General features: G+C 46.0%; 15 protein-coding genes and 2 tRNA genes. 3 read left to right on the top strand and 14 right to left on the bottom strand.

The window, feature by feature from the left end:
- Positions 1 to 22: 22 nt before the first annotated feature.
- The 8 genes from S1OALGB6SA_RS08415 to S1OALGB6SA_RS08380 form a co-directional block, all read right to left on the bottom strand.
- Positions 23 to 94 (bottom strand) — tRNA-Glu (locus S1OALGB6SA_RS08415).
- Between the two features lie 18 nt (positions 95 to 112).
- Positions 113 to 184, bottom strand: a tRNA-Gln gene (locus tag S1OALGB6SA_RS08410).
- 89 nt (positions 185 to 273) lie between these two features.
- Positions 274 to 813 (bottom strand): adenine phosphoribosyltransferase, encoded by a 540-nt coding sequence (locus tag S1OALGB6SA_RS08405; protein ID WP_124033163.1) that lies wholly within the window; start codon positions 811 to 813, stop codon positions 274 to 276.
- A gap of 180 nt (positions 814 to 993) precedes the next feature.
- Complete coding sequence (tsaD, locus tag S1OALGB6SA_RS08400; protein ID WP_124033162.1) at positions 994 to 2004, bottom strand: tRNA (adenosine(37)-N6)-threonylcarbamoyltransferase complex transferase subunit TsaD; 1011 nt, start codon at positions 2002 to 2004, stop codon at positions 994 to 996.
- A gap of 197 nt (positions 2005 to 2201) precedes the next feature.
- A complete protein-coding gene (locus S1OALGB6SA_RS08395) occupies positions 2202 to 3047 on the bottom strand; it encodes a sigma-70 family RNA polymerase sigma factor (RefSeq protein WP_124033161.1) in 846 nt (281 codons plus the stop codon).
- Positions 3048 to 3270: 223 nt separating this feature from the next.
- Positions 3271 to 3618, bottom strand: a complete 348-nt coding sequence (locus tag S1OALGB6SA_RS08390) for a rod-binding protein (RefSeq protein WP_124033160.1) — start codon at positions 3616 to 3618, stop codon at positions 3271 to 3273.
- Positions 3619 to 3629: 11 nt separating this feature from the next.
- Positions 3630 to 4424 (bottom strand): flagellar basal-body rod protein FlgG, encoded by a 795-nt coding sequence (gene flgG, locus S1OALGB6SA_RS08385; RefSeq protein WP_124033159.1) that lies wholly within the window; start codon positions 4422 to 4424, stop codon positions 3630 to 3632.
- 78 nt (positions 4425 to 4502) lie between these two features.
- The gene (locus S1OALGB6SA_RS08380) at positions 4503 to 5309 is read right to left on the bottom strand and encodes a flagellar hook-basal body protein (protein ID WP_124033158.1); all 807 of its coding nucleotides are present in this window, start codon (positions 5307 to 5309) and stop codon (positions 4503 to 4505) included.
- Between the two features lie 235 nt (positions 5310 to 5544).
- On the opposite strand from S1OALGB6SA_RS08380, the gene S1OALGB6SA_RS08375 reads away from it, so the two are divergent.
- Entirely contained in the window at positions 5545 to 7323 is a 1779-nt protein-coding gene (locus S1OALGB6SA_RS08375; protein ID WP_148084057.1) for an ABC transporter ATP-binding protein, read from the top strand.
- Positions 7320 to 9110 (top strand): ABC transporter ATP-binding protein, encoded by a 1791-nt coding sequence (locus S1OALGB6SA_RS08370; protein ID WP_124033156.1) that lies wholly within the window; start codon positions 7320 to 7322, stop codon positions 9108 to 9110. The genes S1OALGB6SA_RS08375 and S1OALGB6SA_RS08370 overlap by 4 nt, the downstream gene beginning before the upstream one ends.
- Positions 9111 to 9234: 124 nt before the next feature.
- Here S1OALGB6SA_RS08370 and S1OALGB6SA_RS08365 read toward each other — a convergent pair whose 3' ends face one another.
- From S1OALGB6SA_RS08365 to S1OALGB6SA_RS08340, 6 genes are all read right to left on the bottom strand, one after another.
- Positions 9235 to 10191: a ribonuclease Z gene (locus tag S1OALGB6SA_RS08365; protein WP_124033155.1), complete on the bottom strand. Its 957-nt coding sequence runs from the start codon at positions 10189 to 10191 to the stop codon at positions 9235 to 9237.
- 53 nt (positions 10192 to 10244) lie between these two features.
- Positions 10245 to 10952: an ABC transporter ATP-binding protein gene (locus tag S1OALGB6SA_RS08360; protein ID WP_124033154.1), complete on the bottom strand. Its 708-nt coding sequence runs from the start codon at positions 10950 to 10952 to the stop codon at positions 10245 to 10247.
- A gap of 3 nt (positions 10953 to 10955) precedes the next feature.
- Positions 10956 to 11735 carry an ABC transporter ATP-binding protein gene (locus S1OALGB6SA_RS08355; RefSeq protein ID WP_124033153.1) on the bottom strand — a complete coding sequence of 260 codons (780 nt, stop codon included), beginning with the start codon at positions 11733 to 11735 and terminating at the stop codon, positions 10956 to 10958.
- Positions 11732 to 12943 carry an ABC transporter permease subunit gene (locus S1OALGB6SA_RS08350; protein ID WP_230204509.1) on the bottom strand — a complete coding sequence of 404 codons (1212 nt, stop codon included), beginning with the start codon at positions 12941 to 12943 and terminating at the stop codon, positions 11732 to 11734. The genes S1OALGB6SA_RS08355 and S1OALGB6SA_RS08350 overlap by 4 nt, the downstream gene beginning before the upstream one ends.
- Positions 12940 to 13845 (bottom strand): branched-chain amino acid ABC transporter permease, encoded by a 906-nt coding sequence (locus tag S1OALGB6SA_RS08345; RefSeq protein ID WP_124033152.1) that lies wholly within the window; start codon positions 13843 to 13845, stop codon positions 12940 to 12942. Before S1OALGB6SA_RS08345 ends, S1OALGB6SA_RS08350 begins: the two co-directional genes overlap by 4 nt.
- 105 nt (positions 13846 to 13950) lie before the next feature.
- Positions 13951 to 15063, bottom strand: coding sequence for a branched-chain amino acid ABC transporter substrate-binding protein (locus tag S1OALGB6SA_RS08340; RefSeq protein WP_124033151.1), 1113 nt, complete (start codon positions 15061 to 15063; stop codon positions 13951 to 13953).
- Between the two features lie 1317 nt (positions 15064 to 16380).
- On the opposite strand from S1OALGB6SA_RS08340, the gene S1OALGB6SA_RS10955 reads away from it, so the two are divergent.
- The coding region (locus S1OALGB6SA_RS10955) for an SBBP repeat-containing protein (RefSeq protein ID WP_371686055.1) at positions 16381 to 16484 on the top strand (104 nt) is incomplete at its 3' end.

Below are 16484 nucleotides of genomic sequence, written 5' to 3'. Positions count from 1 at the left end.
GACGAACCAATTGAATGAAGTATAGTCCCTAGGGGAATCGAACCCCTATTTGAAGAATGAGAATCTCCGGTCCTAACCGTTAGACGAAGGGACCCTGTTATATCGATTCAGACTTCCCGGGGAGGACTCGAACCCCCAAAGGCAGAACCAGAATCTGCAGTGTTACCAATTACACTACCGGGAACCGTCTATTTCGAGAGCAATCTATCTCAAGAGAAAGAGGCTAGTCAAGTTCTCGCATTATCATCGATACACTTTGAAACCTGTTTCAGACTACAAGCTTTCGTCGCTATAGCTAATCAGTGTCGTAACTTTCACTCCCTGGAGCTTTTTCTGAAAGCTTAGGAAAGTCAACCCAATAACACCGAATACGTTTTTTACCGTGGCACCACCTTTTTCAAGAATGGTTTTCGCCGCGCTCAACGTGCCGCCCGTTGCAATAAGATCGTCAATTAACAGCACTTCCTTGTCTCGCGGAATATCGGATTTATGAATCTCAACCGCTTCCATACCATATTCCAATTGATAATCCTGTCTCCAAGTGTCTCCGGGCAGTTTGCCGGCCTTGCGAACGAGAATCAAAGGTATATCAAGTCTATCCGCGAGTGGTGCAGAAAAGAGGAATCCGCGGGATTCAATCCCGGCAACTGCAGCAACGTCTGTGCCCTTATATATCTCCACCATTCTGTCTATGCAGTAACTGAAGGCTTGAGGATTTGTCAGTATACTTGTGATATCAAAGAACAGTATCCCTCCTTTGGGATAGTTCGGGATTTTACGAATCACCTTATCAAGATCAAACTCGGATTCCATAGTTATCTCCTTTGACTGCCTTTCATAACAACCAAACTCGCACAATATGCCTGTAAGAAGAAGGGCAGTCAATAAGGATTCCGACGGATTCGGCAGCAACTGAGATTAAGCTGATTGTAAGTTCCATTCTAAATCTTATGGGCCGGTTCTCGCACCGACAGGCTCACCAGGAGATGTAGCTTATGGATAGGGGCATTTGAATTTAGAGACCCGAGCCTGAGCATTTAGATTAAGGGGCGATCGCTTCCCTTTAAGGAGCAAGTGGTATCCAAGCCCAGCTATCATCGCTCCATTGTCAACGCAAAGATCTAAGGATGGGAAATATCCCTCAAGCGAAGAATCCTCATCAACAACGCGGCGAAGATAGCGATTAGCCGAAACGCCGCCTCCGAAGACTACGCGATTTATGCCAGTATCCTTTGCAGCCAATTTAAGTCTGCTTATCAGCATGTCGATTGCCGCTTTGCGAAAAGAGGCCGCTATATTCGTCGAACTTGCTTCCGTTCTTTTAGTGCGGAATTTTTCAAGCTGGTTGATGGCGGCGGTTTTCAATCCAGAGTATGAAAAATCGTATCGACGTGTGCCCAATCTGGGCTGGGGAAAATTAAAGGCACCAGAATCGCCATTTTCTGCCAAAGCATCTAGTTTGACTCCGCCGGGATATCCCATTTCATAATGTTTCGCCACCTTGTCGAAGGCTTCGCCACAGGCATCATCGATAGTTGCGCCTAAAATGCTTACTTCGTCTAGCGATTCCACTCTGCACAGTATTGTATGTCCCCCTGAAACTATTAAACCCAAATGGGGATAAGCAATTTCATTTTCCAGATGCGCCGCATACAGATGTGCCATGATGTGGTCTACTCCTATCCAGGACTTATCCGCAGCCCAGGCCAAACCCTTGGCATAGGAAAGTCCCACTAGCAGAGAGCCAATAAGTCCCGGTCTGTATGTAACGGCAATGCCATTTATTCCTGTTTCAAGAGACAGGCCTGAAGCTTTAAGCGCTTGAGAGGTCACCTCGTCAATCCACTCAACATGTAATCTTGAAGCTATCTCTGGAACAACGCCATTCCACGGCGCATGTCGTTCCACCTGACTCGCAACAATGTTTGACAGTATGGTTTTGCCTTCAGCGACAACCGCTACCGAACACTCATCGCAACTTGTTTCAATGCCAAGTATATTCATCGGATTGTCACTAAGGGAGTGGGAAAGGCCAAATTCAGAAGCTTAGCAAAGTGTGTATAAAAACTGGAAGGATTCTTCCCGAAAAAAGCAGAGCAACTTCCGGGCAGATTCGGCAAGTTCGAAAGTCTGACTAATAGTGAGCTCTGAAGGGCATGAAGAAATTCTCGGTACCAGCTCATCGGACTTGGACAGCTTCCTTAGTTATACATCAGTTCGCGAATCGGCGCGGCTTTTCTTCTTAATTTCTTCAAAGCTTTAATTTCAATCAGCCGAGCGGTTTCGGAGGAAATCCCCATTCTTTTGCCAATCGAATTCAAGGAAAGTCGCTTCGCACGATTAATGGCGAATCGATATATTAGAATCTTGCGTTCGCGTTCTCTTAGCATATTCAGAACACGCATAGCTTCTTCCTTAAGAGCTTTGTCATCCAGAGCTTTGTCCGGATTATACGAATCATCCTCTAGCATATCAAGCAGAGTATTACTACTGCTACTAACTGCAGTATCCAGGGATACAGTAGAATACGTAAAATCAATGAGCGAAATAATCTCAGATTTATCCATATCCGCATGCACGGAAAGTTCCTCTACGCTAGGTTTTCTGCAGTACTGCTGTGAAAAATCTTCTCTGCACTTCTGGATATGACTCAGTTTCGCCTGCTTCCGATGAGGAATCCTAATTGTTCCTTTTTTTCTAATCAAAGCGCGACGTATTGCCTGTTTAATCCAATAGGCTGCATAAGTGCTGAATCTGATATTCCTTCGATAATCGAATTTTTCAGCCGCTTTCAACAGGCCGGTATTACCTTCCTGAATTAAATCCATAAGGCACAACTCGGAACAGACAAAGGGCCTTGCAAGTCTTACCACTAAACGAAGATTCGCATTGACAAGGGTAGTAAAAGCCTCCTCATCACCCCTTTTGATACGACGTGAGCATTCCAGTTCCTGATCGTGATTAAGCAGCGCAAAACGACCGATTTCTCTGAAATAGGAGCTGGGCACAAAGTTTGAATCATCACTCATCTTGTCTTTATCTACCATCACATCAGATATAGAAGCAAGTTGCGTGCCAAAATCCGGATTCTACTTTGAATTAGAATATTTATTTATGTCAAAAGAAATTAAATTCAAAACGGCAATAGGCAGCTTATATTCAAGATAAGTATTGTATGCTTTTTTATAACATCAAATAGTCTATTAATGCCACACAACTAACTACTTCGTATCAAAGCCCATAGAATTCTAGCAGGGAAGCTCATTTTAACTAGCCTATATCAACACTCCCGCGAGGTATATAGTTTGAAAGCTGCTTGTATATCATCTCGGCAATACCCAGATTAGCCACTTTGCTTACAGCTTCTGCATACTCATCATAGAGCTTGTCCTCGAAAAGCTTCTCACCAGCATTTTTTGGAATCAAGCTGTCATCGTTGAGCGTATCGCGCATTGAATCCAGCACTACTTCGACAAATAAGGCTTCGAACTCCCCACTAAGCGCCCGAAGTTCATCTTGGCTATCGACATTCGAACGACGGTTCAAACTGGTTATTCGACCGGCCATTCTATTCTCTTCATAGATTGCTCCCGCACTCTGCAGTAGTCCGATATCCATTCTGAAACCTCCTATCGTTTCAATCCATTCGCGGTGCCCAACATTGAATCGGAAGTTTGAATCGCCCTGGAATTAAGCTCATAGGCCCGTTGGGCAACAATCATTCCAACCATCTCCTTAACCACCGACACATTCGACATCTCAAGAAATTTGTAATGAAGCTTGCCCATGCCCTCTACACCCGGCATCCCTCTAACAGCATCCCCGGATGCTCCAGTTTCTACAAAAAGGTTTTCTCCAATCGCTTCCAATCCGGCTGCGTTAACAAAGCGGAAAAGCATCATCTGTCCCACGGCGATGGGATCCTCCTGTTCCGGGATTCTAACAGTAACCCGTCCCTGCTGATTCACCGCTAAACTTTCGGGCAAATAGTTCTCCGGTAGAATTAATTCTGGCAACAACCGATAACCATTCGAGTTGACAAATTGGCCGTTAGAGTCAATCTTGAACGACCCGTCCCTAGTGTATCCGATACTGCCGTCTATATTTAACACACGAAAAAATCCCTCACCGGCAATAGCCATATCACCGACACCATCGGTTTGTCTCAATGAGCCCTGTGTAAAAATCCGCTGAGAGGCGCCAACTCGAACGCCATGACCCACCTGAATTCCAGTGGGAGTGACAGTACGTTCTGTGGCAGGCGTTCCAGCGATGCGAGCGTTATGATAAATCAAATCCTCAAAATCTGCGCGTATCTGCTTGTAGCCGGTAGTATTCACATTGGAAAGATTGTTAGAAATTGTATCAATATTGAACTGCTGTCCATGCATCCCCGTAGCAGCCACCCATAAAGATCTCATCATATCGCGTCACTCCTAAATCGCAAGATTTTCCCCACCAGCTTCGCCATACACTCCAACCGTGGCAAAGCACAAAAGTGTCTAGTATCGTGCCGCCTGGCTTATCAAGCGATTCAGCAAAGAATCATGAGTTAAAACAACCTTTTGATTCGCTTCATAGGCCCTGTTAACTTCAATCATATTCACCATTTCAGTTACCGGATTCACGTTAGAGCTCTCAAGGAAGCCCTGCAAAACACCCGGTCGGTCCGCTCCCTCTAAGTTTCGGGCGAATCCGGAATTCTCATTATCGGTCCAGAAGCTCGTACCCTGCTTCTGCAAGTATCGTCGCCGTGGGAAGCCTACAACCCTAATAGTGTCGACCAATTCGGCATCGTCATCTCCCACGTCCTTCTCCCAAATCCTACCCAGCTTGTCAATCGAAACAACATCCTTACTTATTCGGATAATACCCCCCTCTCCGAACACCGGAAAACCATCCTTGGTTTCCAGAATCTGTTCCTTACCAAGCCAGAACGACCCATTGCGTGTATAACGGAGTCCCTGCGGTGTGTCTATCACAAAGAATCCCGCATCATCGAGCGCCAAATCGAAGGTGTTTTCGGTAACCTTCAAGGAACCTTGTTCAAACACGGTATAGGATTCGTTATATTCCACACCCGTACCCAATTTTCCTACAAGCGGCGCCACATCCACACTTCCAGCGGGAAACCGAAACACTCCATCGTCCTCAAAACGTCGGATAAGAAGTTCGGGAAATGCTTTATGAACTGAGATATCTCGCTTGTATCCATTCAAATCGACATTAGCCAAGTTGTTTGATAATGCATTCAAACGGTGCTCCTGGGCACGCATGCCACTTGCACCCGTGTACAATCCTCTAATCATCCGCACATCCCCAAGGTTTAATTCAACGAACCTTACACCTTATCATCGGAATTACTTCTTCCAACTTGATAATGAGATGAAAGAGAGATGTCGACTCTTGATATTATTAATCACATTCTTTCGTCTATCAGACAGGCGGAACAAAACCGAAAAAAACGTCGTTAGTCAGTTTTCTTCACAAAGTGATTGACGAATAGACGCTGACGCCTTATTGAATAGAATCAAACACCCTGTTATGAACGGACTTAGGCAGCTAAATACACATCTAAGGGGTAGGCGTCTACTCTATTTCTCCACATTCATCGCCGCAGCCGCAGCCTCGTTTTTTGGTCTGCTGCAACCTCAGGTTGTCGGCATAGTAATCGATGTTGGTATCGGGAAAAAGACATGGACGGGAGCTCCCTGGTTAGCCGCGCAGTTTGACAGGCTCAACTCTCAAAATTTAATACTGTATGGAGCCCTGTTTTCGATAGCACTGATGGCTATTTCAGGATTTTTCATGTATCTTCAATATCGGTGGTCGGCCATCGTCGCCGAGGATACATCCAAAAGAATAAGAGAACGTCTCTACAACCATTTGCAGAATCTTGATTACGAATACCATACAAAATCCAACACGGGCGATTTAATTCAGCGATGCACCAGCGACGTCGATACGATAAGGAATTTTCTATCGACACAGGCCAATGAAGTGGGAAGTGGCATATTTCTTGTGATAACAACTGCGGTGCTTATGGCTTCGCTGAATAAACCGCTAACTTTCTTCTCGATGGCAGTATTCCCTATTCTATTTCTTTTTGGCTATATCTTTTTCTCAAAGGTTAAAATTCTCTTTAGTGCGACTGATGAAGCCGAGGCTCGCCTGAGTGAAACTCTCCAGAAAAATATTCATGGAATTAGAGTAGTTAGAGCTTTTGCAAGAGCGGATTATGAGATTGAAGGATTCGATACGAAGAACATCGAATATCGAGATAGATCCTTTCATTTAACTAAGCTTCTGGCCTGGTACTGGTCGATTTCGGAAATAATGTGCTTTTCTCAAATAGGCATCGTCATGGCCGTGGGCGGCTGGTGGGCAGCTGGTGGCAAAATAACTTTGGGCACTGCTATCGTGTTTTTCACATATGTGGGCCGCCTCCTCTGGCCCGTTAGGGAAATGGGTAGAACTCTAACTGAAATGGGCAAGGCAATGGTATCTCTCAGACGCATTCAGGAAGTGTTTGACATCCCTCCTGAGCGGGAAACTGGTGCTTATCAGAGAAAAATACGGGGAGAAATAGAATTCAGGAACGTCAGTTTTCAGTACAAGAACCAACGTCCGGTATTGAGAAACATAAACTGCAAGGTTGGGCCGGGGGAAATTGTTGGCATACTTGGACCGACCGGCTCCGGCAAGAGTACGCTGGTTCATCTCCTTCCACGCCTATACAGGCCCAACGAAGGTCGGGTTCTAATCGACAGTGTTGATGCTGGCAGTTGGCGAAGTGAGAGCTTGCGGAGCCAGGTGTGTATTTCTCTGCAGGAGACTTTCTTGTTTAACCGAAGCCTGAGGGAAAACATAATCTTAGCCGCGCCCGAGATTGCGGATGGGCTAATTGAAACCTCCACGGAGGCCGCATATCTTGGGGAGGTAATCGAGAATTTTGAGGACGGTTATGAAACTCTGGTTGGAGAGGGCGGTGTTACACTCTCTGGAGGACAAAAGCAAAGAGTTGCTATAGCAAGAACCCTTATTCGACTCCCCAGGGTTATTATCCTTGATGATTGCTTTAGCGCTGTCGACACTCAAACAGGTGCCAATATCCTGGCAGAAATCAGAAAACGCTTTATCGATACAACCATCTTCATAGTGACGCATCAGGTGAGCACATTGAAAGAGGTAGATCGCATTCTGATACTCGAGAATGGCGGTATCAGTCATGAGGGCTCCCACGAAGAACTGATTCGGGGAGACAATCTATACAGACGAATCTGGGATATCCAGAATGTGCCTCCGGAAACGGATTTGATATGAACTCTCAGAAGAAACGACGCTTCGATTTCCTTACCTGGCGCAAGTTATTCCGGTTTGTTAACTTGCGTAGGAAATATATGTCCGCAATGGTTGTTTTGATGATAATCGTTGCGGCTATAGAGGTGGTTCAACCGTTCATTGTCGGTTGGCTTATAGATAGAGTGATTATACCTGAGAATTTTGAATACATGTACCTGTTTGTTATCGTATTTGGCTTGCTGGGAATTATACAGGCGGCAAACATCTTCGTTCTCATCGTGATTGCGGGGAAGCTTGAAGTTGGTATTTGCTACGATATTCGCAAAGAGGGTTTCAATCGCTTACAGGAACTCAGTTTCTCGTATTACGACCGAACGCCCACAGGCTGGATTATGACAAGAATGACCTCGGACATAACTAGATTGGGAGATGTTATTACCTGGGGGTTTGTCGATATTTCCTGGGGCTTAGCCTATATGCTAATCATGGCGATAACGATGTTCGCTGTGAATTTCCGCCTCGCAATGGTGAGCCTCTCTGTCATCCCACCCCTAATTCTGATAACTCTTTGGTTTCAGAAGAAGCTCTTGAGAGGTTATCGAAAAATTAGAAACGTCAATTCCCGTCTTACTGCCGGATATAATGAAGGCATAGAGGGAGCCCGCACTACTAAAACACTAGTTCGCGAGAAAAGGAACACCCGGGAATTCGAAGAAATCACGAATACTATGCGGCGACGCACCGTTCGAACCGCGACTGTTGCAGCCTTCTATCTGCCAGCGGTTTTAACTTTCGGAGCGGTTGGAACCGCCCTTGCACTCTGGCGCGGAGGCAGCGCCCTATTAGCCGGAACGGGGATTACCTATGGTGCATTGGTTTCTTTCGTTTTTGCTACAGCCGGCTTTTTCGAGCCTGTAATGGAGTTAAGTCGAGTCTTTGCCGACTTGCAGTACGCACAGGCTTCGGCGGAGAAAGTTCTTTCTCTGTTGGAGGAAGTGCCGGATATCAGAGAAGAGGGAACGAAACCTCTTTTGAAGTCAGGATTGCCTGGAATTGAAGGGGCAATTAGGTTTGAATCGGTTGATTTTCAATACAGAAAGGGCGAGGTGGTACTTCAAGATTTCAATCTAGAGGTTCAGGCGGGGGAAATTCTCGCACTTGTAGGGGAAAGCGGAGCCGGGAAAAGCACTGTAGTTAATCTGGTTTGCCGCTTCTATGAGCCCACCAGGGGGCGTATTCTGATTGATGGCATCGATTATCGGAAGCACTCTCAAGTCTGGTTGCAATCTAGACTGGGTTATGTTCTCCAAACTCCCCACCTGTTTAGTGGATCTGTTATGGAGAATATTCGCTATGGGAGATTGGAGGCCTCCGATGATGAGGTGATTGAGGCAGCCAAGCTGGTTGGAGGACACGATTTCATACTGAATATGGTAGATGGCTATGCGTCGGATGTAGGAACCTCAGGTGCAAAACTGAGTATGGGCGAAAAACAACTGATTTCCTTTGCTAGAGCAATTCTGGTAAATCCAGCAGTTTTCGTATTGGACGAGGCAACCAGCAGCGTGGACACTCAAACGGAGGAGGCAATTAGGAAGGCTATTCATAGAGTATTGGAAAGGAGAACCAGTTTCATAATTGCTCATCGGCTTTCTACAATTCGAGAAGCAGACAGGATTGTGCTTCTTTCCAAAGGAAGAATAATCGAGGAGGGGCCGCATGAAACGCTGATTCGGCGCCGTGGGGCTTATTGGGAGCTTTATACAAGGCAGCTTAGACTGGAGAGTGAAACCAGGCTACTCGAATAGGGCAAGATTGAGATGCCGGCTTTCTGTTAAACGGAGGCGAAAATGGGGCTTGCATTTAATGCCAGGCATTGCTTATCCGAACCGCCAAATCTTTTACTCATACCTTCTTCAAGTATTCTGCGAGCTAAGACTTGGTGGCGTTTTTCTTGCTATCGCTGTAGGGTATTTGGATTACCATTCGATCGCGGCATAGGAATGCATTGGGGAAAAAATCACGACATTCCTTTTGAAGTGTTTTGAGTTCGTAGTCGGTGTAACGCGGACTATAGTGAATAAGACCCATCCGATGGATATTCCCTGCCCGGACTGCTAATTGACCGGCCTGACGCGCGGTAAGATGGCGTTTCTCAACTGCTGTGTCGGCATGGACTTCACCAAACATCGCCTCGCATATGAGCAAATCTGAACCACTAACTTCCGATGGGATGGAGTTGCGCCAGGTGGTATCAGTTACGTAGGAAACTTTGCGACCTTCGCGCGGCGCCCCCATTACCTGACCCGGGGTTATAATCCTTCCGTCCTCAAGTTGTACGTCCTCCCCCCTTTGCAGTCTGCCCCATAGAGGACCTCTGGGCACTCTGATATCTTCAGCCTTTTCGGGAAGGAATACACCTGGTCTGGCATCTTCCTCAAAAGAGTATCCAACACAAATCTTCGAGTGACGCATTGGGAATGAACGAATTTTGTAGCCTTCCCTGCGGTAAACTTCCTGAGGAATATGGGGCCGGGCTATCTCTCTAATTTCGATTGGGTAATTGATGTGCATATCTAGAACTCTGCGATTAGTTTCGATATACTCCTGTATTTTCGGCGGTCCGATTATTACAAGTGCTTCATTGCGTTCCACTTGTGAACTCAGCATCAGGATGCCGGGAAGCCCAGTTACGTGATCAGCGTGAGTGTGACTAATCAGAATTGCCGTAATTCTCTTCCACTTCAAATTGAGCTGGCGGAGGCTGACCTGAGTTGCCTCACCGCAGTCGAATAAGAATAACTCTCCTTCCCGACGTAAAAGCATGGAGGTAAGATTTCTGTTAGGGAGGGGCATCATGCCACCTGTGCCAAGTATGAAGCTTTCCATTGTGAGGGAATGTAACGATTTTTTAAGTGATTGGGAAGCAAGGAAATTTCTGTTCAAACTCCAAGATATGCAGCCCTCACTTCTTCATCTTCCAAAAGAGCCCCCGCCGAATCAGCTTTCACTATTCTACCATTTTGGATGACATATCCCCTGTCGGCGATTTTCAATGCCATATTGGCGTTCTGCTCAACAAGGAAGATGGTTGTTCCTTGTTCCTTGTTAATCCTGGTGATGATTTCAAAAATCTGCTGCACGATTAGCGGAGCAAGTCCAAGCGACGGCTCATCAAGAAGAAGTATCCGCGGTCTAGCCATGAGCGCCCGACTTATCGCCAGCATCTGCTGTTCACCGCCGGAAAGCGTGCCGCCCGTTTGGTTCTTACGCTTCGAGAGAATTGGAAAGAGACTGAACACGTATTCAATATCATCTTTGCGCTCTTTTTTATCGGAACGAAGATATGCCCCCATATCCAAATTTTCCACAACTGTAAGAGATGAGAACATGCGCCTGCCCTCAGGTACTTGGCTCATTCCCATGGCGACAATTCTATGTGGTGCCATATCAGTGATATCAATCCCGTCAAATTCTATAGTGCCGCTGTGCGGAGTCTTGATTCCGCTGATAGTCATCAAGGTTGTGGACTTGCCAGCGCCGTTTGCACCAATAAGACAGATTATTTCTCCTTTGTTCACTTTGAGACTGATTCCTTTCAAAGCCTTGATATTCCCGTAATAGGTGTGAACTGAGTCAAGCTTGAGCATATTCTATTCTCCCAGATATGCCTTTATCACGGCAGGATTCGCCTTTATTTCGGCAGGAGTTCCTTCAGCAATCAATTCCCCATAATCAAGAACATATATACGTTCGGCAATACTCATAACCAAGTTCATGTCATGCTCAATCAGCAATATTGTTATTTGCTCTTCATCGCGGATTTTACTGATAATGTAATCAAGCCTTTTTGTCTCGGCGAGATTCATGCCGGCGGCCGGCTCATCCAGCAACAGAAGTTGAGGTTCTGTTGCCATAGCCCGAGCTATTTCCAGAAGGCGCTGGGGGCCATATGGAAGATTTGAGGCAGTTTCATTGGCATACCTTTCCAGTTTGAGCTTTTTCAGTATTCCCATGCTTGTATCGATAACACCCTGTTCCTCAGCGCGCGTCTTTCCATCACGCAGTATTGCTCCCAAAATTCCTGCCTTCAATCTCGTATGGCAACCTATCATTACGTTTTCCAAAGCAGTCATACTGTTGAAGAGGCGAATATTCTGAAAGGTGCGAGCTAGTCCCAACTCGGTTATTTTGTTGGGATTCAGCCCGTTAATCCTCACAGTTTTTTTGTTACTATTGTAAACTGTTATATCACCCTCTGTAGGTGTATATAGGCCCGTGATACAGTTGAACAGTGTTGTTTTACCCGCTCCGTTTGGCCCAATAAGAGCGACTATCTCACACTTATCGATGTGGATATTCACGCAATTGACCGCGTGAAGTCCACCAAAAATCATTGAAAAATTCCTTATATCAAGAATGGTATCACTCATGAACTGCAGTCTACTTCTTTGACAGTGTAGTGCTTCCTCAGCTTCGGAATGATTCCTCGTGGCCTGAATATGGGCATTATTACAAGGACAACGCCGAACATAAGCATCCTATAGTCGGAAAGAGCACGAAAATACTCCGGAATCAGAGTTACTAAGAGGGCACCGAGTATTACACCGGGAATTGAGCCCATACCGCCTAGTACCACAGCAACAAGTATCATTACAGATTCCAGCAGAGTGAAACTTCCCGGGTTGATATAAGTGGTTTTTGCCGCCAAAATGACACCAGCCAGTCCAGCCCAAAATGCTCCCAAAGCAAAGGTGATCAGTTTATTTCTTGTAAGGTTGATTCCCATCGACTGAGCTGCAATTTCATCTTCTCTCATGGCCTCCAGTGCTCTGCCTATCCTGGAATTCTCAAGGCGCCGGATAATAAAAATGCTGAAAGCCACCAACACCGCGCAAATATAGAACAAATAATTTGTGGCTTCCTGAAGGGATAATGCACGTATAAAAGCCGCGCGCGGTATCTGAGCAATACCCTCGGCCCCTTTGGTGAAATCTGACAAATTCAGAAGCAGCAATCTCATGATTTCCCCAAATGCCAGGGTGACGATAGCAAGATAATCACCTCTTAGCCGTAGAACGGGGAAACCAATGAGTATGCCAAAAAGTGCGCCAGAGACGGCACCAAGCGGAAGAGCAAGCCAGAACTGCATGCCCCAATACAGATACATGAGAGCGTAGTTATAGGCGCCCATGGCATAGAATGCAGCATAACCCAAGTGCAACAGACCACCATAGCCGATAACGATATTCAACCCGAGTCCTAGAATCACGAACATCAGACCACTGGTGATTATGCCAACCTGGTAAAGATTCACTATCCATGGAAACCAGATAACCAACAGCGTCAAGGCGGCAAGCAAAACTGCTCTAATTTTCTTCTTCCCCCACAGCAAACCGAGTACTTCTCTTCCCCTGCCAGCATTTAATTTCGATCCCTTGTCACGACGGGATAGCAAATACCTCCAAATCCATGATAGACTAAAGGTTCCGATACCAACCCAGAGCAAATTCATCCAGCGCCAGCTTACCAGGGATTCCCTTGGCTTCACCTTAATAACCATGATTGGAAAGGTGATAAGCATCATCCAAAGGGCATTGAGAAGTGTGGTTCTCAGTGTCTTGAAAAAACTTGCCTTCAAACCTTTTCCACCTCGTTACGTCCAAGCAAACCGGAAGGTTTGAAAATCAAAACAATTATAAGAATTATAAAGGCAAATGCGTCTTCATAAGCACTGGAAATATATCCTGCACCAAAACTCTCTGCCATACCAAGCACGAAACTGCCAAGTACTGCTCCAGGTATACTTCCAATCCCACCAAGCACAGCCGCTACAAAGGCCTTGATACCTGCCAGGAAGCCGATATAGAAGTTTATTTGTCCCATGTGATTTGCAATCAGCACCCCCCCAATTGCCGCGGTCACCGAACCAATAACAAACGTGTATGTTGCCACTCGATTCATATCAATTCCAACCAGTTGGGCCATAATCCTATCCTGGGCCGCCGCTCTCATTGCTTTTCCCATCTTGGTAAACTTGATGAACAGAGTTAACGAAATCATTACCACTACAGTTGTAACCACTATAGTCAGTTGAGTAGTCGTGATTGGTGAAACCCCTGGAGTTAACCAGGGAATATCCGGAATCATCGAGTGAAATGGCAGGAAATCAGATGTTTGTGCTAGGCGGACGTAGTTTTGGAGTATCAACGACATACCTATCGCACTTATCAGAGCAGTGAGTCTAGGCGCTTGCCTGAGCGGGCGGTAAGCGATTCGTTCCATTGTAGCACCATGAGCAGCGGAGAAAAATATCGCGGCAACCAGGGATATGAGAAAAATCATAGAGGGAGCCAAATCTGTGGTAATTTGTAATGCGCCACCTACGATAAGCGCGGTGAAAGCGCCAATCATATAAATCTCACCGTGAGCAAAGTTGATGAGTTTAAAGACGCCATACACCATCGTATAGCCGAGAGCTATCAGGGCATAGATGCTGCCTTTAGTCAGCCCGGCAAGCACAAGCTGTAGAAAGTACTCCAACTAGCAACTCCTAGGACAGTCGCCATAACGCTGCGTCAAAAAAAATGAACCTGCCCTCCAGTGGGCCGCCACCCTCAAAATAGGATTGATTGAGTTAGGTTTTCTCTACAGTTCTACATATTCACCGTTTTGAACCTGATAAATCGAATATCCCATACCAGTTGTATCGCCCTTTTCATCGAAAGTAATATTGCCGAACGGTGTATCAACATAGTTTGCGCGCAGTGCGTCCATTATGGCCTGCCCTTCAGTGCTGTTGGCGTTTTCTATCGCTGTAAGCAGCGCAATGGTAGCAGCATATGCATTGGGGAAATATGCGCCTGGCTCCTCTCCAAATTCAGACCTATGCTTTTCAGCTGCCTCCTGGTTCATGGGGTTATCCGTCGTATCCATAGGACCGGATGCATAGACGCCTTCGGAGTCCTTTCCCGCAACCTCAACAAAGGTGTTGTCTTTTACACCGTCATCGGAAACAAAAGGTATATCCAGGCCCATGCGATTCATCTGCTGTACCAGTTTTGAAGCTTCGGGGTGATACCCACCGTAGACAAGTACCTGGGCGTCTGATTTGGCAACCTTATTCAATACGGCCGAATAATCCACGGCTCCTTCAGTAATACCTTCATAAAGCACTACCTCTGCTCCCTGTTTTTCAAGATAGCTTACCGTGAAATCCGCAAAACCCTTCCCATAATCCTGCCTGTCATGAAGTACAGCAACCGATTTCAATCCAAGCTGGTCAACTATGAAGCTTGAGACGGTTAAGGCCTGAGCATCGTCCGGAGCGATAGTGCGAAAGAAATTCGGATAGTCTCCGCTCTGAGTAAGTGGAGGGTTAGTAGCGGAGGGACTAATCGCAGGAATGCCGGCCTCTTTGTAGATACCCAGAGCACTCTTTGTTGCCCCAGAGCAGGTATGGCCAATGACAGCTACTGCACCCTTCCCCACAACCAGGGCGGCGCTATTTGCCGCAATTTCGGCCTTGCAAACGTCATCTTCCACAATGAGCTCAATCTGCCTTCCTAATACACCACCCTTTGCGTTCCAATCGGCAACAACGAGTTCAGCCGCCTTAACTGTTGGAATGCCATAGGATGCAAGATTGCCCGAATGGACCCCAACAACCGCAATCTTGATTGTTTCGCCATCGTCTGCACCATTGGCAAATAGCGCGGTGCCCACAAGAATCAAAGTGAAAATCAAGGCTATTTTTCTCATTCAGTATTCCTCCTTATATCTTCCTCATTATATTGATATCTTCCTCATTATATCGAATTGTATCAAAGTCTTGATTAAGATATCTTTATAAACATAAAAACTGGAATTATGTCAACTGCAAAGGTAGTTTTCTTAACGCGCAAAACGTAGTTGTTACCTGCATCTTTTTGGAAAACAATATTTGCACAAGTCTTTTTGAACTCCCAGCCTCCCGAGTATTGGAAAACTGGCTCGCCGTTTAGTCGCTTTTAAGGGGTTTTTTACTCATCTCAACACTTCAATGTAGTGCTCAACTTCAGTAGACGCCTTTGGCAGGATAACTTCGCTGCTTACGCCGAAATCTTTATACGATTGATGACAGAATCGCATCGACCCAATCTTCAGGAGCAGTTGACTGAACTGAGTCGAAGTAGCAATTTATCCGCCACAAGCGCAAGTATCGCTACTTTGTTACAGAAAACCTCAAATTCGCGTGGGCGAGCGGTGTTTTCTTCGGATAAATCACAGAGGCCGCTTAATCGAAGTATCAGATGCGCAAGTTCATGCAAAAACGCAAAGGTTCTCACTAAAGTGTGTTTCTTTGCGATTTACGACAATCAATGGCATCTGGTCGAAAGATACAGAATACCTCATCATCTGTTTTGGAAGACTGCATCCATACTGCGTCAGCATCTTCATCCTATAGTTACAACTTAGACGAAAGCACTTTGAGGAGGGATTTTGGGGTTTTTTCCAGCTCGTTAACGATTCTCGCTGCTCTGGATTTCTCCACAGATCGATGAGAATTTCCGGCGCAATATCTTAGGAAAGTGAATCCGTGACAGAGGGGATAATCTTCCAGCGGGGGGTACTTCAGGAGGTTCTGATAAGAAGATTGCGCTGAAGCTCACACGATATACTCGGGAGGTTTTCTTGAACCGGTTATATGGTGGGTTTATCTTTTCCGCTTTTCCAGCTCCTTTGATACTCCGATTTTGCTTGACGCATAATCAGTGTCCATTTTCACAAAATCTTACGAACCAAACGAGTAATCTTAGGATTTATCTCCGCTTTGTAGCGTCTTGGTATTCATTCATTCTGCAAATCTACGATATCATGGACAGCAAAACCTGTCTGCTTTTTCGGAGAATGGCCGAAACGATTATAATCGACAACCCATTGCATGAAGGTGTAGACACATAGCGTGCTGGGGATACCTACCGAAAAAGACATCCAGTTACATCATCTTGACTCTAGTCCTTATACTCCTTCATCAGCATTCTCACAAGGACTCCAGATTCAAGCGGGTAACAACTTCTGCCGGTAAAACGGGGGCTATTGAAGGATGGCAGTGGCGCCGGCAGCACGGCGCAGTTTAATCACCCCACCGGAGTGGCTGTGGACTCATCCGGCAATGTCTATGTGGCAGATGCTAACAACCA

It is taken from the genome of Olavius algarvensis spirochete endosymbiont, assembly GCA_900608495.1.
Taxonomy (GTDB): domain Bacteria; phylum Spirochaetota; class Spirochaetia; order DSM-2461; family DSM-2461; genus UBA2779.
The sequence above is the reverse complement of the archived record's forward strand: the minus strand, read 5'-3'. Positions and strand labels throughout refer to the sequence as shown.

What these genes read in the sequence shown, in the direction of transcription:
- S1OALGB6SA_RS08405 (WP_124033163.1), bottom strand. Translation starts at nt 813, where the DNA reads ATGGAATCCGAGTTTGATCTTGATAAGGTGATTCGTAAAATCCCGAAC.
- tsaD (WP_124033162.1), bottom strand. Translation starts at nt 2,004, where the DNA reads ATGAATATACTTGGCATTGAAACAAGTTGCGATGAGTGTTCGGTAGCG.
- S1OALGB6SA_RS08395 (WP_124033161.1), bottom strand. Translation starts at nt 3,047, where the DNA reads ATGGTAGATAAAGACAAGATGAGTGATGATTCAAACTTTGTGCCCAGC.
- S1OALGB6SA_RS08390 (WP_124033160.1), bottom strand. Translation starts at nt 3,618, where the DNA reads ATGGATATCGGACTACTGCAGAGTGCGGGAGCAATCTATGAAGAGAAT.
- flgG (WP_124033159.1), bottom strand. Translation starts at nt 4,424, where the DNA reads ATGATGAGATCTTTATGGGTGGCTGCTACGGGGATGCATGGACAGCAG.
- S1OALGB6SA_RS08380 (WP_124033158.1), bottom strand. Translation starts at nt 5,309, where the DNA reads ATGATTAGAGGATTGTACACGGGTGCAAGTGGCATGCGTGCCCAGGAG.
- S1OALGB6SA_RS08375 (WP_148084057.1), top strand. Translation starts at nt 5,545, where the DNA reads ATGAACGGACTTAGGCAGCTAAATACACATCTAAGGGGTAGGCGTCTA.
- S1OALGB6SA_RS08370 (WP_124033156.1), top strand. Translation starts at nt 7,320, where the DNA reads ATGAACTCTCAGAAGAAACGACGCTTCGATTTCCTTACCTGGCGCAAG.
- S1OALGB6SA_RS08365 (WP_124033155.1), bottom strand. Translation starts at nt 10,191, where the DNA reads ATGGAAAGCTTCATACTTGGCACAGGTGGCATGATGCCCCTCCCTAAC.
- S1OALGB6SA_RS08360 (WP_124033154.1), bottom strand. Translation starts at nt 10,952, where the DNA reads ATGCTCAAGCTTGACTCAGTTCACACCTATTACGGGAATATCAAGGCT.
- S1OALGB6SA_RS08355 (WP_124033153.1), bottom strand. Translation starts at nt 11,735, where the DNA reads ATGAGTGATACCATTCTTGATATAAGGAATTTTTCAATGATTTTTGGT.
- S1OALGB6SA_RS08340 (WP_124033151.1), bottom strand. Translation starts at nt 15,063, where the DNA reads ATGAGAAAAATAGCCTTGATTTTCACTTTGATTCTTGTGGGCACCGCG.